A 22593-nucleotide genomic window follows, 5' to 3' on the forward strand; every position below is an offset into this window, starting at 1 on the left:
TGCGGCGCGATCGATGGAGGCGCGGGCCTTCGTGCTGCTGAAGCTCGCGCTGGTGGGCGCGTCGGTGCTGCTCTCCTCGCTGGCGGCGCGCCGCTTCGGCCACGCGGTGGGCGGCACGCTCGCCGGGCTGCCCATGATCGTGGGCCCGATCATGGGCTTCGTGCTGCTGCAGGAGACGCCCGCCCACGCGGGCGCGATCGCGCTCGCGACGCTGGTGTGCGTCCCGGCCACGATCGTTCATGTGCTCACCTTCGCCTGGTGCGCGCGGCGGGGGCGGCGCTGGGGCGTGGCGCTGCTCGCGGCCAACGCGGCGTTCCTGTCGGTGGGCGCGGCGCTGCTCGCGCTGCGGCTGCCCCCGCTGCTCGCGTGCGCCGCGGCGCTGGCGTCGCCCGCCCTGGGCGCGCTCTCCTTGTCACGCCTGCGCGAGCCGCCCGCGGTGGTGGCCATTCCGCGCGTCGAGCTCGCCTGCCGCGTGGCCGCGGCGATGGCCATGGCCTGGTGCATCGTGCGCAGCGCTGGCGCCGCGCCGGTGGGCTTCAGCGGGCTGCTGCTCGCGATCCCGATCACCGGCAACGTCCTGCCGTGCTTCACCCTGCCCCGGCACGGCGCGGCCGCCACGGTGGCCTTGCTCGCGGGCTTCTTGCGTGGCCTGCTCGGCTTCGCCTCTTTCTTCGTGGCGCTGCACATCGGGCTCGCGCGGGTGTCCTCGGCGACCGCTTACGGTGTCGCGTGGCTGTGCGCGCTGCTCGCGGCGCTGGCGGTGCGCGCGACGCGCACCAGGACAGTCGTCCGTTGATTGGGTCGCAACCGAATGCGTTGTTCTGCCTCGTGAGCGCCAGCGTCGAGCGCCGCGGACCGAGGGGCGTCCAGCTACGTCTCCTTCTCCTCGCGTCTCTCCTCCTCGCGCTTCCCGCTCGCAGTGAGGCGGTTGCCCGCGAACGACACGTCGACGCCATGACCTGAACGCTGTGGTAGGGCACTTGCCGCTCATGTAACCTCGCGCCCGGAGCCGAGGCCGCATGGAACAGCACGAGCCGAGATCCAAGGTGCTGGTCGTCGATGACAACGAACAGAACCGCGCTCTGGCCCAGGCCACGCTCGAGGACGACGGCTACGAGGTCGTGCTCGCCGTCACGGGCGAGGAGGGAATCGAGCAATTCCAGCGCCACAAGCCGGATTGCGTGCTGCTCGACGTGCGGATGCCGGGGATGGACGGGTTCGCCGTGTGCGCACGGATCCGCGGCCTGCCCGAGGGCGCGAGCACGCCGATCGTCTTCTTGACGGCGCTCCGCGACGTCGACACGTTCGACAGCGCGCTGCGCGCCGGCGGCGACGACTTCCTGACGAAGCCGATCCGCCCGTCGGAGCTGCTCGTGCGGGTCCAGGCCGCCCTGAGGCTGCGCCGGCTCGGCGCGGAGCTGCGCGAGCACGTCGAGCTCGTCCGGCAGCAGCGCGACGCGCTGATGCGCCTCCAGCTCCAGAAGGAGCGGCTCATGGCGTTCGTCGTGCACGATCTGAAGAACCCGGTGAGCACCATGGACCTGCACGCGCAGTTCCTGCTCCGGGACCGCGCGCTCCCGGAGCAGGCGCGCGACTCCGCGCGGCACATCCGCGACCAGGCGCGGGCCCTGCTGCGGCTCATCTACAACCTGCTCGACATCAGCAAGAGCGAGGAGGGGAGGCTCGCCCCCGAGCGGACGAGCGTCGATCTCCGCGCGCTCGTCCTCGAGACGTTCGCCGCGCTCGACCTGCGCGCGAGCTCCCGATCGCTCTCGCTGCGCGAGGCCGTCGAGGTGCCCGCCGTCCGGGCCGATCCGGACCTGCTCCGCCGCACGCTCGAGAACCTCCTCGAGAACGCGATCGTCCACGCCCCGGCCGGGACGGCGGTGACCGTGGGCGCCGTGAAGCGCGGCGCTGACGTGGAGATCCGCGTGGCGGACGCGGGGCCGGGCATCCCCGCCGAGATGCGCGCGCAGGTGTTCGATCGCTTCGTCCAGCTCGGAGGCGACGCTCCGGCCCTCCACCGCGCGGGCCGCGGCCTGGGGCTCGCGTTCTGCAAGATGGCCGTCGAGGCGCACGGCGGCGACATCCGGATCGAGGACAACGCCCCTGGCGCCGTGTTCTGTGTGAGGCTCCCCGATGACCCATGAGATCTCCTCCGTCGAACGCCTGTCAGCACCCGAGCCGGCGCCCCATGGGCCTGGCGCTCGCCAGCTCGACGACGGCACGTTCCGCCTGCTCATTGACGCGGCGCCCGACGCCATGGTGGTCGTCGACGAGCACGGACGTATCGTGTTCGTCAACGTCCAGACCGAGCGGATGTTCGGTTACACGCGCGGCGAGCTCCTCGGGCAGGCGATCGAGATCCTGCTCCCGGAGCGATTCCAGCGGTCTCATGTCGCGAACCGCTCGGCGTTCATCGCCGCGCCCAGGGCGCGCCCCATGGGGTCGGGGCTGGAGCTGTTCGGCCGCCGGAGGGACGGCAGCGAGTTCCCGGTCGAGATCAGCCTCAGCCCGCTGACGACCGAGGGGGGCACGCTCTTCTCGAGCGCCATCCGCGACATCAGCGACCGCAAGCGCCTGGAGGCCGTGGCGCAGCGCACGAGCGACCTCCTGCGGAGCGCGGTCGAGAGCTTCCAGGGCGCGTTCGCCGTGTTCGACGCGCAGGATCGGCTCGCGCTCTGCAACAGCGTCTACCGGCACTGGCTCGGCGCGCGGGTGAGCGGCCCCATGATCGGGCGGAGCTATGACGAGATCGTCGGCGAGGGCCTCGCCGCGGGGCTGTTCGCCCTCGGCGGCGAGCCTCCGGCCGCCTTCCGCGAGAGGATGCTCGCCTACCACGCGGAGCCGGACGGCACGCTGGATCTCTGCACGAGCGACGGGCGCAGCCTGCGCGCGACCGAGCGCCGCACGGCCGAGGGCGGGACGGTGTGCACCCTCTGGGACATGACCGGCGACGTGCATCGCGAGGAGGAGCTGCGCAAGGCGCGAGGCATCGCCGAGGCCGCGAGCTCCGCGAAGAGCGAGTTCCTCGCCTCGATGAGCCACGAGCTCCGCACGCCGCTCAACGCGATCCTCGGCTTCGCGCAGCTCTTGCACCGCGACAGGAAGACGCCGCTCACCGATCGGCAGAAGGAGCGGATAGAGCACGTCCTCAAGGGCGGCGAGCACCTGCTCAAGCTCATCGACGACATCCTGGATCTCTCGCGCATCGAGGCGGGCCGCGTCACGGTGTCGATCGAGCCGGTGAACGTCCCCGAGGTGCTGATCGAGGTGAAGACGACGCTCGACCCGATGGCCCAGCGCGCCGGGATCGAGATCGCGCTCGCGCCCCTCCCCGCCGACCTCCCGAAGATCACGGCGGATCGCACGCGCTTCGCGCAGATCCTCATGAACTACGGCTCGAACGCGATCAAGTACGGCCGCAGGGGGGGCCGCGCCACGATCGCGGTGTCGCTGCCCGAGGACGGGGTCGTGAAAGTCTGCGTGATCGACAACGGCATCGGCATCCCCCAGGAGCAGCACGCGAAGATCTTCCAGCCCTTCCAGCGCGCAGGGCAGGAGACGGGGCCGATCGAGGGGACCGGGATCGGCCTTGCCATCACGAAGCGGCTCGCGGAGCTCATGGGCGGCGGCGTCGGCTTCGCCAGCATACCGGGCGAAGGGTCCGAGTTCTGGATCGAGCTTCCGGCGCACCAGGAGCCGCCGGCGGTCGCCGCCCCGGCGCAGGCGGATGCGCGCCTGGAGGCGTCGCCGCTCGCCGGGCCCGGCGGCGTCCGCCATTCGGTCCTGTACGTCGAAGACAACCCGTCGAACATCGCGTTCATGGAGGAGCTCATCTCCGAGTTCGAGCGCGTCCACCTGATCACCGCGCCGAACGCCGAGATCGGCATCGAGCTCGCGCGCTCGCGGCAGCCCGAGGTCGTCATCATGGATATCAACCTCCCCGGGATGAGCGGCTACGAGGCCATGCGCAAGCTCGAGGAGTGGCCGGAGACGCGCGACATTCCCGTGATCGCGCTCAGCGCGGCGGCGATGGCCCGGGATACCCGCCGCGCCGAGCAGGCCGGGTTCTATCGGTACCTGACCAAGCCGGTGAGGGTCGACGAGCTGACCACCGTCCTCGAGGAGCTCCTCCTCCGGCCGTAGCGCGCCGAGGCGGTCGAGGTGCACCAGGGGAGACCCGCTTTTCCGCAACCAGCGACGAAACAGGGGCCGACTCCGCCACCGCGGAGCTGGCGCCCCGGCGGAGAGGGCTTTGCATGGTCGACGAGCAGGTATTCAAGGGCGGCGTCAACACCGTGCGCCGGCGCGGCGACAGGGTCCACCGGCCCGCGACGGCGGCCACGCCTGCCATCCACCGGCTCCTGCGGCACGTCCGGGCGGCGGGCTTCGACGCGGCGCCGGAGCCGCTCGGGCGCGACGACGAGGGGAACGAGGTGCTGTCGTACCTCGATGGCGAGGTACACAACCCGCTCCCGGCCGAGCTGCGCACGCCCGAGCTCCTCGCGTCCGCCGCCATCCTGCTGCGCCGGTTCCACGACGCGAGCGCGACGTTCGTGTCAGGATCGGACGACCGGTGGCAGCTCCCGCCCCGCCCACCGGCCGAGGTGATCTGTCACGGCGACCTCGCGCCGTACAACTGTGTCGTCCGCGGCGGCCGGGTCGTCGGCTTCATCGATTTCGACACCGCTCATCCGGGCCCGCGCGTGTGGGACGTGGCGTATGCCGTCTACCGTTTCGCGCCGCTGCACGCGCCGAGCAACCCGGACAGCGCCGGCAGCCTCGAGGACCAGGCGCGGCACGCAGCTCGGTTCTGCCGCGCTTATGGCCTCCCGCCAGGGCCCCTGTTGCTCGACACCATGGCCGACCGACTCGCGGCGCTGCTCGCCTCCATGCGCGCGCATGCCGCGGCTGGCGACGTCGCGTCCCAGGCGCACATCGCGGCCGGGCACCCTGCGCTGTACGAAGAGGACATCCGCTATTTGCGGGCGCAGCGCGATCGGCTGCTGCGGGCATTCACAGCGTGAGGGACCCGGGCGCGAGCGTTCATTCCTGCTCCTCCTCGCGAAGCGCGGCGCGAGAGGCGAACAGCGCATCGAACGGCACGTTCGTGAGCTCGCGCGCGAAGCGGCCGATCGTCGCACGGACGTGTGCCTCTCTCCGCCGGGCGTCGACGCGAATCACCTTGGCGGCGAGAGGCTCGTTCGGCACCCCCGGCCCCAAGGGCCAGTAGACCGCAACCGACATCCGCGGCCGGATCTCGGAAATGCGGAGAGGTTGGATATCGCCGATCTGTTTCGAGTAGACGCAGAAGCCGTCCTCGTGTCCGGGGGCGTCGAGAACGATGCTGCGAACTGGCTCGGTTCGACCGTCCTTCTGCGCCTCGATAATCCGACCAAAAAGGGCATCCATATGCCCTTCGAACCACGCACGCGGATTGTTCGAACGCAGCCGGATGCGCCACTCTCTGCGCTTGACTCCCTTGCTCTTCATCTCGATTTCATCGACCGCAGCGCACTGGTAGAACATGTTGATCGTGCGCTGGATGTCGAGCATGAGCTGGTCGAGCTCCGCCGAGTCGAATCCGGCCGGGAACTTCAGCGGTGGCGCCGACTTCAGGGTCGTCTCTGTCTTGCGGAAGTGCATCTCCTTGATGCTTTTGTCGCGGTTGCACACGGAGCACAGCGTCTGCAGGTTGTGGGGCTCGTTCGTCCCGCCGTGATAGAGCGAGATGATGTGGTCCACCTGCAGCCTCTTTCGCCGCGTCTCGCCGCAGCAGAGGCAGCGCTCCCCGTCACGACGGATGACCTCCCGCTTGACCTGCTCGGACGGCTCCTGATCGACGAGCCGCTGAGCCGGCGCGATCACGCCACCCGCCCGACGAGCGCCACCTGCGCCCGTCATGCGCTGGATCTCCGCTTCGACCAGCATGCGGAACTGCTCGCGGAAGAGATCGAACGTGGGGATCATCGCGCGCCAGAAGCGCCGCTCGTCGATGTAGATCGCCTCGAGCTGCTGCCGCGTCCGCGCAGGCCCCCAGTCTTCCGCCGCGGCGACCTTCGCCAGCGGCGTCAGATCGTGCTCTTCGCGGTGCTCGAACGGGGAGAACGGCGGAGGCTTCCCGCCCGTCTGCGCGAGGTGTCGAACCAGATGGAACAGGTTCATGCCGAGCCCGCTCGCGGACTTGCCCGCGTGGGCGAAGAACTTCTTGCACCAGCGTTCCATCTGCGCCTCGACGGCGTCGTACTGTACCTCTGGATCCGCGAAGCGCCCGAGATCGGCCTTGGCCGCGTGCACAAGGAACGCGTCGTAGTGCTCCTTCTCGTCTCCGTAGACAAGGACCATCGGGCGCGCGTGTTCGGTGTCCTCGGAGCCCGACACCTCGACGTCGAACTCGGGCAAGTACCAGCCGAGCGGCAGCATCTCGAGGAACGACGCCGGCGCGATCTCGCCGAGCTCGATCCACCGTGCGAGCTGCCGGACCAGCGCGATCGACACCAGCTGGAGCGGCATTCTCTTTCTCGGCTCAGGCTTCGGTCTGTCGGTGCCCGTGCCCCAGACGTCATCGAAATGCGCCCACTGGATGGCCTCGCGCCATTCGTCCATGAAGAGGACGATGTTCGCTGTGGAGGTTCCACCGAACTTCGGCCCGCGGAGGGCGCGGCCGACCATCTGGCGCAGCAGGATCGGGCTCGTCGTCTGTCGCGTGAGGAAGACGCTCTGGACGTTGGGGACGTCGGTGCCTTCCGTCAGCATGCGCACGTTGATCAGCACGTCGAGCTTGCCTTCATGGAACTTCTTCAGGACGGCGGCGTTCTTGTCGCGCGACTGTTGATTTCGGGCCTCGACAGAGCCCTGCTTCACCTCGACGTGCGAGTACATGACATCGGCGCGCACGCCGTGCGCGCGGAGCTTCTCGCGCAGGTAGTCGCACTGGAACCACCGGTCGGCAAAGATGATCGTCTTCCCGAACTCCTGGCGACGGTCGACGTAGGTCTTCCAGATCTTGTCGTTACGCTCCTGGTTCTCCGCGAGCCGGGTGATGATCTCTTCTGGCATATCCTGGAAGGTCGCGTGCCACCGCTGAAGTTGCCCGGCGTCGACCTTTGGCTCGAACTTCGTGCTGCATGGAATCGGGATCGGCTTGGCGAGGATGCCCATCGCCATGAGCTTGGAGGCGCTCACCTCGAACAGGATCCTCTGCGGGAAGAGCTTCGCCAGCCAGCCTTCTCCCCTCTTGTCGTTGTACATCGGGGTCGCGGTGAGCCCGAGCAGCTTCATCTTCGGCGCCTGCTCGCGCAGCGCGAGGAGGAACTCGGTGTACGACGGGGCGGGCGCGTGGTGCGCCTCGTCGAACACCACCATCAGCTTCCCCTTCGCCGCGGTCAGGAACGCGCGCAGAGCAGCGTGATTTTCGCGGTGAGCGCGCACGGCGGTCTGCAGCGTGCAGATCACCACGTCGTCATCGCGCTTGACGGCTGCAATCTTGCTGTGCCCCGGCGTCCCCGAGACGACCCTCGCCCGCAGCCGCTCCTTCGGCTCGTGAATCAAGCCGACTTCCATCGCCTCGGCCCCGTCGCTGCGCTTTCCAAAGCCATCCAGGGCTTGTTCCAGGAGGTGGTGCGTGTGCGCGAGCCACAGCACCTTGTAGCCATCGCTCAGCGGATTGCGGCAAAGGAACCGCACCGCCGTGAAGGTCTTGCCTCCTCCGGTCGGAAGGACGAGCAGTCCTCCCGCATCGGGCGTGGGCGCTGACTCGTACCACACCCGGAGCCTCGCGAGGGCCTCCGTCTGGTGCGGCGCCTCGGCTTTCTTCGACGGATGCTTCCTCGCCTCGACGAGGTTGTAGTCACGATCCCATTCGCTGATGGCACCCATTGGATCAACCTTCTCGAAGGTTCGGACACGACAACACGTCACCAGACCTCACGGAGCATCCTTGCCGGCGCGCAGGCTGGCTTTTCGGCGTCCGCGTGCCTTGTCGGGGTCTCGGTGGGATCACGTCGGTCACGAGGCGACGTGCGACGCGCTCACACCTGTCGCGCGATGGTTCGGGCCCCCGAGCCGGTGGTCGTCGTCCAACCATCCGCCGGCCGAACTACCGTTCCATGAGTCCACCCAAGTCCGTCCAACCTGTTCAGGCTATCTGGCGAACGGCAGCGATGTCAATCCCGCTTCCCCCGAGGAGCGCGGCGTACCTTCCAGAGGGCGCGGGGCGCGCAGGCTGGGCCTTTGCGCTGCGTGGCGGGCCGCGTAACCTGTCGCGGTCGGCGCCCACCTGGCCGTAGCGGGCTGGGGCGATCGGTCTCCTTCCAAGAGATCAGAAGCCATCGTCCTCCCAGGCCCGTACTGCACATCGCCAGTGTGTAGGCGCCGGCGCTCTCTCTCCGTGCCGCGCGTCCCCCCATCCTCCTCGCCACCTGCCATGAGCAAGACGAAGACAGAGGTCATCATCCAGCAGTCGTTCGTCGGCCTCCTCTACGAGGACGGCGCCTTCAAGGCCGTGCTGCCCCCCGGCAAGGCGCAGCTCAAGCGCGGGTGGTTCGACGACGTCGTCCGCACGGTGACGCTCGTCGACATGCGCGAGCGCTCGTTGACCATCAAGGGGCAGGAGATCCTCACCGCCGACAAGGTCGCGATCCGGGTGAGCCTCCTCGTGTACTTCAAGATCACCGACGCCCCCGCGGCGGTCCACAACGTCGCCTCCTACGAGGAGCGCATCTACGAGGACGTGCAGCTCGCCGCGCGGCGCTTCCTCGCGAGCCGGAGCCTCGAGGCGATCCTCAGCGACCGGAACGAGATCTCGGACGCCGTGCGCGACGACGTGAAGGGCACCGCCGCCCGCTACGGCGTGGAGATCGTGCGCGCCGACGTGAAGGACCTCGTCTTCCCCGGCAACCTCCGCGAGATCATGAATCAGGTGCTCGAGACCGAGCGGCGCGCCGAGGCCAAGGTGATCCAGGCGCGCAAGGACGCCGAGGCGCTCCGTATCCAGGCCGAGGCGGAGAACGAGCGCGCGCGCCAGAAGATCGAGGCGACGATGCAACAGACGCGCCTCATGGCCGAGGCGGAGAAGGAGCGGATTCAGCTCAAGCTGACGGCCCAGATCGAGGAGGCGCGGGCGGTCGCCGACAACCCCGCGCTGCTCAAGCTGCGCGAGATCGAGGCGCTCGGGGAGATGGCGAAGGCCGGAGGGAAGTTCGTGATCGGGCTCAAGCCCGAGGGGATGCTCGGCGACGGCGGCGAGCGGAAGTCCTAGCCAGCTTCGACCGTCGACGGGCCCTCGAGCGACCTGAGAGCGCGGCGGGCCACCACCCGAACGGCGGCGTCCGGATCGCGCTCGGCGAGCCACACGAAGCGCTCCTCCGCCCGCGCGATCTCGCTTCCCCTCGCGCCCGGGCGCATCGCGACGAGCGCCCGGATCGCGGCGCGCCGCACGCCGCCCTGCTCGTGTCGGAGCAGCGTCGTCAGGGGACGCACCGCCTCGCGCGCGGCGCTCGGGGCCGCCCGCGAGAGCCCGCGCGCGGCCGCCTCGACCACGGGCGCGTACGGATGCTCGAGCGCCTCGAGCAGCGCCGCGCGGTGCTGAAGCGCGCTCTCCGGATGTCGCGCGAGGAGCTCCGCCGCGCTCAGGGCGATCCTGCGGGACGCCGGCGCGAGGAGCTCCGCCACGACGTCGGCCGGCACGCTCCTCCCCGCCTCCGGGCCCAGCCGGCGCAGCGCATCGAGCACGCTGACCCGGGCGAGGATCTGCTCGTGACGCACCGACGAGGCCGAGCAGCACATGGGCGAGCACCGCTCCCCGAGCGGCTCACGCAGCGTCTCGACGAGCGCCGGCACCGTGGTGGCGGCGCGACGGCCCATCCTCCCGAGCGTGCGCGCCAGGTGTCCGCGCAGGTGCGCGACGTCCAGACGTGCATGGAGCTTCTCGTCGTACCCCTCCGCAACACGTCGCAGGGCGAGGACCCGCACCAGAAGCTCGGCCGAGAGCTCCGCGGGCACCGGACCGCCGCGGGGCGGCAGGAGCGCTCTGGCCGACGCGTGCCAGAGCGCGCGACGCTGCGGCTCCCGGACGAGCGCCTCGAGGACGTCCGCCGGTCGCCGGCGATCGGCCGTGCTCATCTCCTGACCTCGCGCGACGCCTGCTCGAATCCCATCCTGCGAAGACCCTCGCCGTGACCGGCCCTCTTCCCGCGGAGCACGAGGCCGCCCGCCAGGGAGGGTATCTTAACACACGCGGTGGAGCTCACGTTCGGGACGGCCAACAGGCCTGCGCATATCGCACCTTCCGCTCCTCGGCGCGTCGGCCACACCACGTTGTCATCCAGGCTCAGCCCGCTCGCCGGCGGTCGTTCCGATCTGCGACGAGGCCCATTTCGCTCGACGAAACCGCGCTCGTTCGGCGTAGCGTGGCTGTATGACCCAAAGGCGCGATCATGCCCTCTCCTGCACGACGCTCTTGCTCATCGCGTGTGGACTGGCCGGCTGCGGCAAGGCCTCCACGCCGCCCGCGGCCGCCCCCGAGCCGCTTGCACCGCTCACGTTCCGGCGATCGGCGGACGACATCATCCTCGCCGCGAAGCTGCCGCCCGAGACCGCGCCCCGCGCATCGCTCGAGATCCACCGCCTCGACGCTTACGCCGCGTGCAACGCGGCGCAGGTGCGCATCGAAGCCAGCGTGAGCGCGCGCGCGGACGCGGGGCCGAGCGCGCTCACGCTGTCGAGCCTCGTCATCGGCGGCCTCGGGCTCGCTGGCGGCATCGCCACCACCGCGCTCGCCGCGGGCCTCGAGGCCAAGCCGATCCCGGCGGGCACGCCGTCGCTCCCGGACGCGGAGCCGCCGGACGTGGACGGCAAGACGGGCGTGATCGTGGCGGGCGTCGTCACGGGCGTCGTCGTCGTGGGGGCGGTCGTCGGGACGCTCCTGCTCGTCGGCGGCGACGACGACGACGAGGATCGCAAGCACAAGCTCGATCTCGGCGCCGGCGGCGCGGGGGGCCTCCGCGACGCGATCCGCGCCTTCGAGGCCGCGTGCCCGGACGAGCCGCCCGAGGACGCCCTCGCCGCGTGCATCGACAGGGCGCGCGCCCTCCGCAAGACCTGCGCAGCCCGGTGAGGCGGGTTCCGCCGGCGGCTCAGCGCGCGAGCACGTCGAGGAAGCGCTCCTCGTGGAACCCGACCGAGATCCGCGTGTTCGTGCCCTCCATGGCGCGCGCCCCCCACGCGCCCTTCTCGCGGTAGATCTCGACCTCGACGAAGTCGCAGACGCGCTCGTCGAGCGCGCAGGCGGCCGCCACGAGATCGTGCATCGCCTTGCCCACGCCCTTGTCTGCCAGGTACCGATCGAGCGCGTCGATCATCCTCGTCAGGCCGCTCCGCGGCGATCGCCCGGAGACCCGGCGGCTCAGCGCCTCGCGCATGGCCTCGGTGTAGACGACCCCGTGACATACGTTCTTCGAGACGAACCTGCGCTCTCCGATCTGCGGTGAGGCGAGCAGCGCGAGCGTCTCCCGGGGCGCGCCGCCGGGGTTATAGCTCGGGCAGGTGAGGCGCCCGCGAAACTTCTCGAGCGGCTCGGCGACCAGGTTGTCGCCCGCGAAGCCGCCTTGCTGGACCCAGCGAGCGAGCCGGAGCTCGGGGACGTCCCTGAACGCCTTGCCGATGTTCTTGGGCGCGGCCCCGACGAGCACCGTGGCGTCCGGGTCGCGGAGCAGCTCGGCGAGCAGCGCGGGGCCGCCCGCGACCTCGCCGGCCGGGTGCTCCAGGACGCCGGGGCCGTAGCACGCCTGGTGGAAGCCGGAGACCCGCGCCTTCTTGCCCTCGCTCGTCGCCCACCACGCGGGGCCGTGCAGCGCGCCGATCGGGACCTCCGCCCGCCCGCAGCCATCCAGCCCCCAGCGGACCAGCCGGCACTGATCCTCGGAGCCGGGCGTGACGAGCACGCCGAGCAGCTCGACGTCGGGGTGATCGGCGAGCCAGAGCAGCGTCATGAAATCATCCGGGTCCGCGGTCTCCATCTCGAAGATCATGCGCTTCACGCCGCACCTCCATGCCATCGCGCCGCAGAGCAAAATTGAATAGTCTCGTTCCGAGCGGGCAGCCGGAGAGACGACCGGCCGCCCGACGGAGCCAGCGCTCGACCCGCGCTGCAGCGCGCGGTCAGGCGGCACGACCCCGAGGAGCGAATGAAGCGCATACACCTGTTCGAGATAGAGGATTTCAGCTGGTTTCCCGGGTGGCTACGGGCCTGCATGACACGCCTGCTCGTGATCATGCACAGGGCGCTGGGCACGCGCGAGGCGCTGGTCGAGCTGATCGCCAGGGCATTGAAGGAGTCGAACACATCGAACATCGTCGACCTCTGCTCCGGGAGCGGCGGGCCGATGATCGACGTCGTGCGGACGCTGCGCGAGAAGCCCGGGTTCGAGGGCATCCAGCTGACGCTCACGGACCTGTACCCGAGCATGGAAGCGGCGGAGCTCATCAACGACCAGAAAGGGAGCAACGTATCCTACCGGACGAGCCCGGTGGACGCCACGAAGATCGACGGCGAGATAGCTGGCTCCACGGGTGCCGCAGGTCTCGCGGGTCTCAGAACCATGGTCAGCAGCTTTCATCACATGAGGCCGGACGACGCGAGGAAGATACTGGAGTCGGCCCAGAGGAGCAGGCAGCCCATCTGCATCTTCGAGATCAGCGACAACAGTCATCCGCTGTTCCTCGGGTGGCTCGCCCTCCCGATCAACTTCGTGATGTGCCTCCTCATCACGCCCCTGGCGAGGCCCATGACCGTGCGGCAGCTCGTCTTCACCTATATCGTGCCGATCATCCCGCTGTGCTTCGCGTGGGACGGGGCGGTCTCGAACGCGAGGACCTACACGCTCGATGACCTCGATGAGCTGTTGAGCGGGCTCCGGAACGAAGATTACAGATGGGAGAAGGGCGTGATCGGCGGGAGAGCGAAGAAGCTCTATCTGCTCGGCATTCCTACCCGCGACGCCGGCGGCTGAGCCGCTCCGGCGCGGACGAACCGGTACGTACCGGTCGTACGGATCGCCGGAGATCCCGCGGCGAGCGTCGCCCGAGGCGGTATGTCCCCCTCGTGCGCTCCGACGATTGGAGTAAGGCCATGCCTTCGTGCGCGTCGCGGATTGCACCCTACTATTCGCGTGCGGTCATCGATCTACCTTGTTATGCGCAATCCCGGTATGCCTGTCCGGTTGCGGAGGGGAATACGATGGCTGACGCAAACGGAGCACTGAGCTCGCTGGATGACTTTATCGCACACTCGACGGAGATGCTGTTCGTCGCCGGAGGCGACGGCGCGCTGCTGCGATGGAGCGACGCGCTGGGCCAGACGATCGGGCCCGCGCTCGCGCAAGGAACCCCGTTGACCGAGCTCTTCCACCCGGAGGACCGCGGCGCGCTCACCCGAAGGTGGGAGCAAGTGCGCGAGAGCACGGCCCCCATTCACGTCCACGGCCGCGTCGTGAGCGCGGAGCGCAGCTACAGACCGCTCGCCTGCGTCGTGCGCGGCGCGCGCTCGGATGGGCTGGTCTACGGCTCGTTCCGTGACGCGCCGGTCGGCGACGGCGCGCTCGACGAGCTGACCGAGCTGAGGGCACGGGACAGGATGCTCCGCGCCTTGATCAACACGCTTCCGATAGCGATGTGGGCCGTCGATACCGACGGAACGTATCTCTACCATGAAGGCAAGGGGCTGGAGGCCGTCGGCCATCAACCTGGACAGCTCGTCGGCGAGAACATCTTTGACCTCTACGGCGAGGCCAGGGGCGCCGTCACGCGCGCGCTGGCCGGTGACCCGGTGCACGGGCTGGCCGAGACGCACGGCTGTGTATGGGAGAGCTGGATCGTCCCCCTCGCGGAGGAAGGGGGGCACGTCAGCACCGCCGTCGGGTTCTCGCTCGACGTGACGGAGGGGCAGCGCGCGCAGCAGGCCCTCCAGACGAAGCTCGACGTGATCGAGGCGCAGCAGCGGGTCATCCGGGAGCTCGCGGCGCCGATCATCGAGGTATGGGACGGCGTGCTGGCGCTGCCCATGATCGGCGTCGTCGACAGCGCGAGGACGGCCGACGCGATGGAGAGCCTGCTCGAGGCGATCTCGAGCCGCGGCGCGCGCTTCGCGGTCCTGGACCTCACCGGCGTGCAGATGGTGGACACGAAGGTCGCCGATCACCTGATCAAGCTCGTGCGAGCCATCCAGCTGCTGGGCGCCGAGGGGATCATCTGCGGAATCCGCCCGACGGTGGCGCAGACGATGGTGGCGCTGGGGCTCGACCTCAGCGCCATCGTCACCAAGGCCAACCTGCGGGCCGGCCTGATGCACTGCATGCGGCGTTTGACCGCGCGCCCGGCGCCGCCCCCCCGCGACGTCGCCTGACACGGAAGCGGAGGACGAGGCGCCCGGGAGCAGCGCCGGCGCTGGCGCTGCTCCCTGGGCGACCGAGCTCAGAACAGCTGGACGTCGTCGATCTCGATGCGCAGCGGCTGTCCCACGGGCGTGCGCCAGTTCAGGTTCATGACGCTCGACGGCTCGAACGGCACCAGCGTGCCCCACCCCTGCTGAATCAGATCCCACCAGCGCAGCTCGACGGTGACCCACTCCGTGCCGACCCAGAGGTCGATACCGTGGCTGTCGTAGCAAGCCGAGCAGAGCCCGCCCTCAGGCGTCGTAAGGAGCGTGCCGACGTCGAAGCGAACCTGCGTGCCCTGGCCACGGATGTGGAAGCGGATGCCCTGGAACGACGACACATCGACGGGCCACATCTCGAAGGCCAGCGTCACGCCAGCCCCCGACACGGACGGCACCCCAGGGGAGTACGCCGCGAGCGCCGTCGAGCTGAAAGGCCCCGGAGCGGGCAACAGGTCGACCGGCGGGACGGTCCCGTCGTCGTACGTCACCCACGGCCCCGTGAACGGCGGGGCGCTGCCCGCGTACGGCGGGGAGAAGTGGAAATCGCCGTCCTCGAAGTCCTCGATGACGAGGCCCGGCATCGCGCAGACGGGCAACCACACGCAGTCCGGATCGGAGCAATCCGTGAGACCGTCCGCATCGTCATCGGAGCCGTTGCTGCACGCCCAATCGGTGTCCTCGCGCACCGGCATGCAGTACGGCTGCGACTGGCAGTCCAGATCGGCGCAATCCGTGAGACCGTCCCCGTCGTCGTCGGCGCCGTTGCTGCACGTCCAGTCGGTGTCCTCGCGCACCGGCATGCAGTACGGCATCCACTGGCACTCCGGATCGGCGCAATCCGCGAGGCCGTCCCCGTCGTCATCGGAGCCGTTGCTGCACGCCCAATCGGTGTCCTCGCGCCACGGCGAGCAGAACGGATACACCTGGCATTCCGGATCGGCGCAATCCGGGAGGCCGTCCATGTCGTCGTCGTAGCCGTTGCTGCACGCCCACTCGTTGTCCTCGCGCGGCGGCGCGCAGAACGGCCTCCACTGGCACTCCGGATCGGCGCAATCCGCGAGGCCGTCCAAGTCGTCATCGTAGCCATTGCTGCAGGCCCAATCGGTGTCCTCCCGCAGTGGTGTCGTATCGTCGACGCCGATAACGATGTCGAGCCTTCCATGCCCGACGGAGATGACATCGCCGTCTGCCCGGAACTGGAACGCCACGGTCGACGTCGCACCTTCGCCGATGTAGACCCACGTCGGGTTCGCCGACGTGAGGGACGCCGAGACGGGCTGGTAACCCCCGCCGGTCCACCGCTCGAGGACCCAGCCCGGCCGGAGCATCACGTCATAGGGGCCGACCGGCAGCACCTCCGTGAGCGCCGACGTGTCGCCACCTCCGTAGAGGGTCCGCGCCGTCGGGCCGTGGATATCGAACCACGCTTGGGACAGGCGGTACGTCGTGCCCGAGGAGCTGTTCCCGACGAGGGCCAGGCTGAGCGAGCCGACCTCGGACTCCTGCGCGGCGTCATCCGGCGCGTCCGCCGTGCAACCGACCGGGATCGCAGCAATGGCCAGGACCGAACATACGAAGAGTTGTCGCAAGTGTCTCATGATGACTGTCGTATCAGAGCCGATCGCGCGTGAAAAGCTGGATTCGGGAGGGCTCCATGACGTCGCGCGTCCATCGGCCATGCGGCGACTGGCCGGCCATGCGGCCATTGGCCGGCCATGCGGCGATTGGCCGGTCAGATGCTCGGCGCCGGCGCGGCGACGGCCTCGGCGGCCTTCGCGTGCCGCGCTTGCTCCCGGAAGTAGCCCTCCCGCTCCTCGGCGAAGGCGCGCGCCACGCTCGGACGTCCGTGGAGGCGCGCATGGTACGCGGCGAGCGCCGGCCAGGACTTCAGGTCGATCGGCGTGACGACGGACCAGTTGAGCACCGCGAAGAGGTACGCGTCGGCGACCGAGAAACGGTCGAGGAGGAACTCCCGCCCTTCGAGCCGATCCGCCACCCAGCCGAGGCGGCGCGGCGCGCCGGCCAGCGCATACGCCTTGACCTCGGCCGAGGCGGTCTTGTCCAGGAGCGGCATGTAGACCGCCTTGTGGAGCTCGCTCCCGATGAAGCCGAGCCACTGCTGGAGGCGCGCCCGGCCGAGCGGATCCCGCGGCGCGAGCTCCGCCTGCGGGAACCGATCCGCCACGAGCTGGAGGATCGCCGCGTTCTCGGCGAGGATCTCGCCTCCTTCGATCTCGAGCGCGGGGACGAACCCGAGCGGGTGGATCGAACGGTAGTCGGCGCCCCCCTCGGTCCGCTGCGCCTTCAGGTCGACCTCCACATACGAGGCCTCCGCGCCGGCCTCGTACAAGGCGATGCGCGTGGCGAGAGAACATGCGAGCGGAGCGAAATAGAGCTTCATGAAAACCTCCTGACGGCGCCCAAGGTGCGCCTCGCGGGGCTGTGCGTCCAACGCATCGTCGTGATAGAGTCTATGCGTGTCACGCATACCGTCTTCCCCTGCGCCTCCCGCGATCGGGCCGCGGCCTCGGCTCGAGATCCGCGATCTGGAGCTCGTCCTCTCGCTGGCGGCCGCCGGGAGCACGGCCGGCGCCGCCTCGGCGATGCACATCACGCAGTCCGCCGTGAGCCGGGCGCTCGCCCAGGCGGAGGATCGCGCCGGCGCGCGCCTCTTCGAGCGCACCGCGCGCGGGGTCGCGCCGACCGCCGCGGGCGAGCGGCTCATCGCGGGGGCCGGGCTCGTCCTCGCGCAGCTCCGGGAGCTCGAGCGAGAGGTCGCGGCGCCGGTCGCCGCGACGACGCGCGTCCGCCTCGTGTGCGAGTGCTACACGGCGTACCGCTGGCTGCCCTCCGCGATGACGAGCCTCCGGCGAAGGCTGCCCCGCCTCGAGATCGTGCTCGCGGTCGAGCACACCCACGATCCGGTCGCCGCGCTCGTCCGGGGGGACATCGACGTCGCGCTGCTCACCACGTCGTCCCTGCCGACCGACCGCGAGGCGGGCTGCGCGCTCGTGGAGCGGCCCCTCTTCTCGGACGAGGTCGTCTTCGTGATCTCGACCTCGCACCCGCTCGCCGGGCGGGCGTCGCTCACGCGCGACCACCTCCGTGAGGGCCCGCTGATCACGCCGAACGCGACGCCGGCCGAGGCGCGCTGGTTCATGAGCGCCGTCTTCGGGCGGCAGCGGCCCAAGATCGAGCTCCTGCGCTTCCCGCTCACGGAGGCCGTGGTCGACGCGGCGCGCGCCGGGATGGGGATCGCGACCCTCTCGGAATGGGTGGCGGAAGCTTATCTCGGCAGCGGCGACCTCCTGGTCAAGCGGCTCTCGTCGGGCCCGCTCCGCCGGCCCTGGCGGATCGCGTTCCGGCGCGCGTCGGCCGACGCCGCGGAGCGGCTGATCGCCGCCCTCGAGAGCTCGGCGCCGCGGCTCTACACGCGCGCCGGGTGACCCGGTGACCCGGTGACCCGGTGACCCGGTGACCCGGTGACCCGGATGACGCTCAGTCGAGGCCGGTGGCCTCCGGCGCGCCCAGCATCAGGTTCAGGTTCTGCACCGCCGCGCCGGAGGCGCCCTTGCCGAGGTTGTCGAGGCGCGCCACGACGAGGATCTGGTCCGGCTTGCCGAACACGAACACGTCGAGCCGGTTCGTGTCGTTGCACTCCACCGCGCCGAGGTAGCCGTCGTCCAGCGCGCCCTGGCCGCCGAGCGGCATCACCCGGATGAACGGCTCGCCGGCGTAATGGGACGTGTAGAGCTCGTGGACCGCGGCGGGCGTCGCCGGCCGGGCCAGGGCGTCCGCGAACAGGGGCACCGAGACGAGCATGCCCTTGTAGAAGTCGCCCACGACCGGCTGGAACAGCGGCGCCCTGTCGAGGCCCGCGATGGCGCGCATCTCCGGCAGGTGTTTGTGCTGCAGCGTGAGCCCGTACGGGCGCGGGCCGCGGAGCTGCTCGCGGCGCGCCCCGTCGGCCTGCTCGTAGGCCTGGATCATCTTGCGCCCGCCGCCGCTGTAGCCGGTGAGCGAGTGCGCGATCACGCGGGCGTCCCTGGGCAGGAGCCCCTGGTCGACGAGCGGCGCCACGAGCGCGAGGAACCCGGTCGCGTGGCACCCGGGGACGGCGACGCGCCGCGCGCCGCGGACGGCCTCGCGCTGGCCGGGGCGGAGCTCCGGGAAGCCGTACACCCACCCGTCGCCCGTGCGGTGCGCGGTGCTCGGATCGATGACGCGCGTCCTCGGGTTCTCGATCCACCCGATGGATTCGCGGGCGGCGTCGTCGGGCAGGCACGTGATGAGCACATCCGCCTCGTTGATCAGCGCGCGGCGCGCCGCCGGGTCCTTGCGGCGCTCGGGGTCGATCTCGAGCAGCTGGAGGTCGCGGCGGCCCTGCAGCCGCTCGCGGATCTGGAGCCCCGTCGTACCTTCCTGTCCGTCGATGAACACCCGATGCATGGTGGCCGTGTCCATACGCCGAGCGCGCCCTCGGGACCAGCGCTTCGCGTGCGCTCATCGACGCCTCGTCGACGCCGTCGTCGCACAGGCTGCGAGGGCGCGCCATCGCGCCGGAGGACCTCCGCCCTCACCAGCTGCCGCGCCCGGTGCAACCGGCTCTTCATGGCCGCCTCGCCCAGCCCCAGCGTCCGGCACGCCTCCTCGCCCGGTCGGTTGCTCGGGCCGCCGGCGGCGCTGCACCGGTGAGCAAGCTTGGACCGAACGTCGAGCCCGCCACGGGGAGCGAAGGGCTTGGCCGTTCACAGCCTCAGGCTGCGACTGGAGCGTTTCGAGCGTAGTCCGCCATCTGGTCGCGCAAGGCCTTTTGGAAGGCTGGCCGCGCCTCACAGCGCTTGACGTAGGCGTCGAGCACGGGAGACTCGGTCACCAGGTCTGTGTGGCGAAGGAACCTCAGCACGGTCGTCATCAGGACGTCCGCCGCGGTGAAGCGATCGACCAGGTAGTCGCGCCCGTCGAGCCAAGCGGAGAGCGCGCCCAGCCGAACTTTCACCGCATCCACAGCCGCGGGACGCCGCAGCTTCGCCCACTGTTCTTCGCTGTGCTGCAGGTCCATCGCGAAGAGGTCCTGGATCGGCGGATCAACCGTGTCGAGCGCGGCGAACATCCAGGCGACCGTGTTGGCGCGGTCGTGCCGATCGGGGGGCATCAGAGCCTCGGAGTCCGCAGCGATGTGATGTACGATGGCGCCCGATTCAAACAGCCCCCGACCATCCGCCTCGAAGGCCGGCACCATGCCGAAGGGGTGCTTCTGACGGTATGCGTGCGAGCCCCGCTCCTCGCCATCGATCAGCCTGACCTCATAGGGAAGCCCGGCCTCCTCCAGCGCCCAGCGCACCCGCAGGTCGCGAACAAGCCCCTGCGCGAACGGCGGGGCCCAGGGCAATCCCGTAACGGTGATCTTATCCATTTGAATTCTCTGCCTCGGTGGAGTTGTGTTCCTTGGAGATGGCGCCGATCCTCCGACGACCTTCGGCCATCCTTCGCTCGTGCTCTCGAGCGAAAATCATTCTTCGTCGCGCAGAAACCGGCATGCACCAGGCGAATCCGGGCGCCGTCGTGGACTTTTGTGAGCGTCCGCGTGACGACGGTCTCTCGAACAAATCGCGGAGCGACGCGCGCCCGCTCGGCCCACGAAGACGTGCTCCTTTCGGATCTTCACCCAGGGGAGCTCGTGCCGCTCCGCGGAGAGCGCGTCGCGTGCTCACGCGCCGTCCGCCGGCAACGAAAGGTTTAACGCAGGGGCAGCGCCCCCGGGAGCAACAAATCTGTCGCGAATCCCGTGAGCGGCGGCGCGAGCACGACGACCTCGTACGAGGCGGACGACGCCGGGATCGCGGTATGCGCCTTCGCGGCGGCCGGGCGAGCCGGGAGCTGCTGCGCCGCCGCCGTGCTCGGCCGCTTGCCGTCGCTCTGCGTCGGGTACACTGCCGGCGCACCAGCGCCTCCACCTACTTCTTCACAGAAAGCTCGCCCCCATGAAGCACGCGTTCCTCGCGGCGCTCTCGCTAGCCCTCAGCGCGTGCGCCGGACCGCTGGCGAAAGGGCCGTCGGTCGATCTCCGCCTGCGGAACGTCGTCCTCTACCAGAACGGCCTCGGTTACTTCGAGCGCACCGGCGTCATGCCGGGCGAGCGGCTCACGCTCCGGTTCCGGGAGCGCGAGGTCGACGACGTGCTGAAGAGCATGGTGGTCGTCGAGCAAGACCTCGGGCCGAACGAGACGCCCTCCACCGTGAGCGCGCTCTTGCCGCGCTCCGGGCAGGCGGGCGGGCCCGAGGATCCCACCGAGATCGAGCTCGTCTTCTCACCGGCCGCGAGGAGGCCCGTGTCGATCGCGTACGCGGTGCCGACCGCCGCCTGGAAGGCGACCTACCGCGTGATCCTCCCAGCCAAGGGGCAGAAGGAGAAGCGGGCGCTCCTCCAGGCCTGGGCGCTCATCAGCAACATCGGCGACGAGGACTGGAGCGAGGTCAACGTGACGCTCGCGACGGGCGCGCCGCTCTCCTACGTCTCGAACCTGCGCGCGCCGGCGATGCTCGACAGGCCGGAGCTGAAGGGCGTCTACGACGGCGAGGGCGGCGCGCTCGCCCCGGTGCTCGCGGAGAGCTCGCCCGGGGCCGACGCCGACCGCGATGGCGTGCTCGACCACGAGGACGCCTGCCCGCGCGAACCCGGCTCGGCGAGCCCGCAACCCGACCGGCACGGCTGCCCGCACGCCGTCCGCGCCACCAGCAGCGAGATCCAGATCCTGACCCCCGTGCCCTTCGACAAGGGATCGGACGTCATCCCGCCGCGCGCGAGGCCGCTCATCGAGGAGATCGCGCGCACGATCAAGAGCGTCCCGCACCTCCGCGCGTTCGAGGTCGAAGGGCATGCGTCGTCCGACGAGGCCGGCGCGGCGGATCTCGCGGCCCGGCGCGCCGCGGCCGTGCGCGCGGCGCTCCTCCAGCTCGGGGTCACGGCCGAGCTCGTGACGCGCTCGCGCGGCGCCGAGATGCCCCTCGTCGCCAGCGACACCGAGGAAGCCCGGCAGCGCAACCGCCGCGTCCTCCTGCGCGCCACGGACGTCAGGCACGCGCAGACCCCCAACCCGGGGCGCGAGGCGCCGGCCGTCACGCCCGAGGCGATGGAGAAGGCGCCAGAGGGCGCGGCGAGCGTGGACGCCGTGGCCGGGGCTTTCCGGTACGCGATCGCGAACCCGGTGACGCTCCCGAAGAAGTCGTCGGCGCTGATCACGCTCATCAACCGCCCGGTCGCGGGCGAGGACGTCCTCCTGTTCCGCCCCGATCCCGCGGCGCCCGCGAGCGCGACCCACCCCTTCCGCGCAGCGCAGATCGAGAACCGGAGCGCGCTCGGTCTCCAGCCCGGATCCGTGTCGATCTTCTCCGGCGGGACCTTCGTGGGCGAGGGTGTGCTCACGCGCCTTTTGCCCGGGCAGAGGGCGACGATCCCGTACGCCATCGACAGCTCGACCGCGGTGCGCGCGACGAGCATGACCACGGAGGTGCCGGTGCGGGTCGTGTCGCTGTTCCGCGGCGCGCTGCGCGTGGAGGATCGGTACCGGCGCGTGACGGTCTATGATGTGAGGCCCGGCCGGGACGTGCCGGAGACATTGCTCATCCGCCACGCGAGGGCGACGGGGTTCGAGCCGCAAGGCCTCCCGGGGTGCACGGACGCGACGCCGGACGCCTGCCTCGTCGAGAAGAAGCTCGCGCCCGGCGCGCCCCAGAAGGTCGTGGTCGAGGAGACGCGGCTGTCTCAGCGCGAGATCCCGCTCGTCCAGGCCGACAGCGAGCGGCTCTCGCTCTACCTGAAGGGCTCGAGCCTCCCGGCCGAGCTCCGCGCGAGGCTGGATCGCGCGCTCGCGCTCCGGCGCGCGCTCGACGCGGCGAACGACGAGCTCGACCCGCTCCGGCGGAGGCGCGCCGAGCTGATCGACCGCGCGGCCGAGCTGCGCGAGAGCCTGAGGACCATCGAGCGCACGCCCCAGGCCGGCAAGCTCCGCCAAACCCTGCTCGACCGGCTCGCCGAGGTGGCCCGACAGTCGGAGGAGATCGGCGCGAAGATCACCCAGCGCATCGAGGACGTGGCCATGGCGCGCGCCGAGCTCGACGACACGCTCCGCGACCTGATCATCGAAGGTCGGTGA

General features: G+C 70.3%; 18 protein-coding genes. 10 read left to right on the forward strand and 8 right to left on the reverse strand.

Annotated elements, in window-relative coordinates; genetic code table 11:
- Positions 1-13 precede the first annotated feature (13 nt).
- The 4 genes from WMF44_RS26615 (at position 14) to WMF44_RS26630 (ending at position 5030) form a co-directional block, all read left to right on the forward strand.
- Positions 14-796 (forward strand): hypothetical protein, encoded by a 783-nt coding sequence (locus WMF44_RS26615; protein ID WP_437292843.1) that lies wholly within the window; start codon positions 14-16, stop codon positions 794-796.
- 223 nt (positions 797-1019) lie between these two features.
- On the forward strand, positions 1020-2150 hold the full coding sequence (locus WMF44_RS26620; RefSeq protein ID WP_437292844.1) for a hybrid sensor histidine kinase/response regulator: 1131 nt from the start codon (positions 1020-1022) through the stop codon (positions 2148-2150).
- Entirely contained in the window at positions 2140-4149 is a 2010-nt protein-coding gene (locus tag WMF44_RS26625) for a PAS domain-containing hybrid sensor histidine kinase/response regulator (protein ID WP_437292845.1), read from the forward strand. The genes WMF44_RS26620 and WMF44_RS26625 overlap by 11 nt, the downstream gene beginning before the upstream one ends.
- A 113-nt stretch (positions 4150-4262) precedes the next feature.
- Positions 4263-5030: a phosphotransferase enzyme family protein gene (locus WMF44_RS26630; protein WP_437292846.1), complete on the forward strand. Its 768-nt coding sequence runs from the start codon at positions 4263-4265 to the stop codon at positions 5028-5030.
- A 19-nt stretch (positions 5031-5049) separates the two neighbouring features.
- Here the strand turns inward: WMF44_RS26630 and WMF44_RS26635 are convergent, their stop codons facing one another.
- The gene (locus tag WMF44_RS26635) at positions 5050-7881 is read right to left on the reverse strand and encodes a DEAD/DEAH box helicase family protein (RefSeq protein ID WP_437292847.1); all 2832 of its coding nucleotides are present in this window, start codon (positions 7879-7881) and stop codon (positions 5050-5052) included.
- A 547-nt stretch (positions 7882-8428) separates the two neighbouring features.
- Here WMF44_RS26635 and WMF44_RS26640 point away from each other — a divergent pair.
- Complete coding sequence (locus tag WMF44_RS26640; protein WP_437292848.1) at positions 8429-9262, forward strand: slipin family protein; 834 nt, start codon at positions 8429-8431, stop codon at positions 9260-9262.
- Here WMF44_RS26640 and WMF44_RS26645 read toward each other — a convergent pair.
- Positions 9259-10125: a HEAT repeat domain-containing protein gene (locus tag WMF44_RS26645; protein WP_437292849.1), complete on the reverse strand. Its 867-nt coding sequence runs from the start codon at positions 10123-10125 to the stop codon at positions 9259-9261. The genes WMF44_RS26640 and WMF44_RS26645 overlap by 4 nt on opposite strands.
- Positions 10126-10420: 295 nt before the next feature.
- On the opposite strand from WMF44_RS26645, the gene WMF44_RS26650 reads away from it, so the two are divergent.
- Complete coding sequence (locus tag WMF44_RS26650) at positions 10421-11119, forward strand: transcriptional regulator (RefSeq protein ID WP_437292850.1); 699 nt, start codon at positions 10421-10423, stop codon at positions 11117-11119.
- 19 nt (positions 11120-11138) lie between these two features.
- On the opposite strand, the gene WMF44_RS26655 is transcribed toward WMF44_RS26650, so the two are convergent.
- Positions 11139-12041 carry a nucleoside hydrolase gene (locus WMF44_RS26655; protein ID WP_437292851.1) on the reverse strand — a complete coding sequence of 301 codons (903 nt, stop codon included), beginning with the start codon at positions 12039-12041 and terminating at the stop codon, positions 11139-11141.
- 147 nt (positions 12042-12188) lie between these two features.
- Here WMF44_RS26655 and WMF44_RS26660 point away from each other — a divergent pair, with 147 nt between their 5' ends.
- Together WMF44_RS26660 and WMF44_RS26665 are read left to right on the forward strand one after the other, a co-directional pair.
- Entirely contained in the window at positions 12189-13013 is an 825-nt protein-coding gene (locus WMF44_RS26660; RefSeq protein WP_437292852.1) for a hypothetical protein, read from the forward strand.
- 227 nt (positions 13014-13240) lie between these two features.
- Positions 13241-14404 (forward strand): PAS domain-containing protein, encoded by a 1164-nt coding sequence (locus tag WMF44_RS26665; protein ID WP_437292853.1) that lies wholly within the window; start codon positions 13241-13243, stop codon positions 14402-14404.
- A gap of 68 nt (positions 14405-14472) precedes the next feature.
- Here WMF44_RS26665 and WMF44_RS26670 read toward each other — a convergent pair whose 3' ends face one another.
- Together WMF44_RS26670 and WMF44_RS26675 are read right to left on the reverse strand one after the other, a co-directional pair.
- Positions 14473-16035, reverse strand: coding sequence for a hypothetical protein (locus WMF44_RS26670; RefSeq protein WP_437292854.1), 1563 nt, complete (start codon positions 16033-16035; stop codon positions 14473-14475).
- 134 nt (positions 16036-16169) lie between these two features.
- Entirely contained in the window at positions 16170-16838 is a 669-nt protein-coding gene (locus tag WMF44_RS26675; RefSeq protein WP_437292855.1) for a glutathione binding-like protein, read from the reverse strand.
- Positions 16839-16914: 76 nt separating this feature from the next.
- Between WMF44_RS26675 and WMF44_RS26680 the strand changes: the two genes are divergently transcribed.
- Positions 16915-17883 carry a LysR family transcriptional regulator gene (locus WMF44_RS26680; RefSeq protein ID WP_437292856.1) on the forward strand — a complete coding sequence of 323 codons (969 nt, stop codon included), beginning with the start codon at positions 16915-16917 and terminating at the stop codon, positions 17881-17883.
- A gap of 52 nt (positions 17884-17935) precedes the next feature.
- On the opposite strand, the gene argC is transcribed toward WMF44_RS26680, so the two are convergent.
- The 3 genes from argC to WMF44_RS26695 form a co-directional block, all read right to left on the reverse strand.
- Entirely contained in the window at positions 17936-18886 is a 951-nt protein-coding gene (argC, locus tag WMF44_RS26685) for an N-acetyl-gamma-glutamyl-phosphate reductase (protein WP_437292857.1), read from the reverse strand.
- Positions 18887-19193: 307 nt separating this feature from the next.
- Entirely contained in the window at positions 19194-19853 is a 660-nt protein-coding gene (locus WMF44_RS26690) for a glutathione S-transferase family protein (RefSeq protein ID WP_437292858.1), read from the reverse strand.
- A gap of 323 nt (positions 19854-20176) precedes the next feature.
- A complete protein-coding gene (locus WMF44_RS26695) occupies positions 20177-20371 on the reverse strand; it encodes a hypothetical protein (protein WP_437292859.1) in 195 nt (64 codons plus the stop codon).
- Positions 20372-20421: 50 nt separating this feature from the next.
- Here WMF44_RS26695 and WMF44_RS26700 point away from each other — a divergent pair, with 50 nt between their 5' ends.
- A complete protein-coding gene (locus WMF44_RS26700; protein ID WP_437292860.1) occupies positions 20422-22593 on the forward strand; it encodes an OmpA family protein in 2172 nt (723 codons plus the stop codon).

Source organism: Sorangium sp. So ce426 (genome assembly GCF_051475585.1).
Lineage (GTDB): Bacteria > Myxococcota_A > Polyangia > Polyangiales > Polyangiaceae > Sorangium > Sorangium cellulosum_B.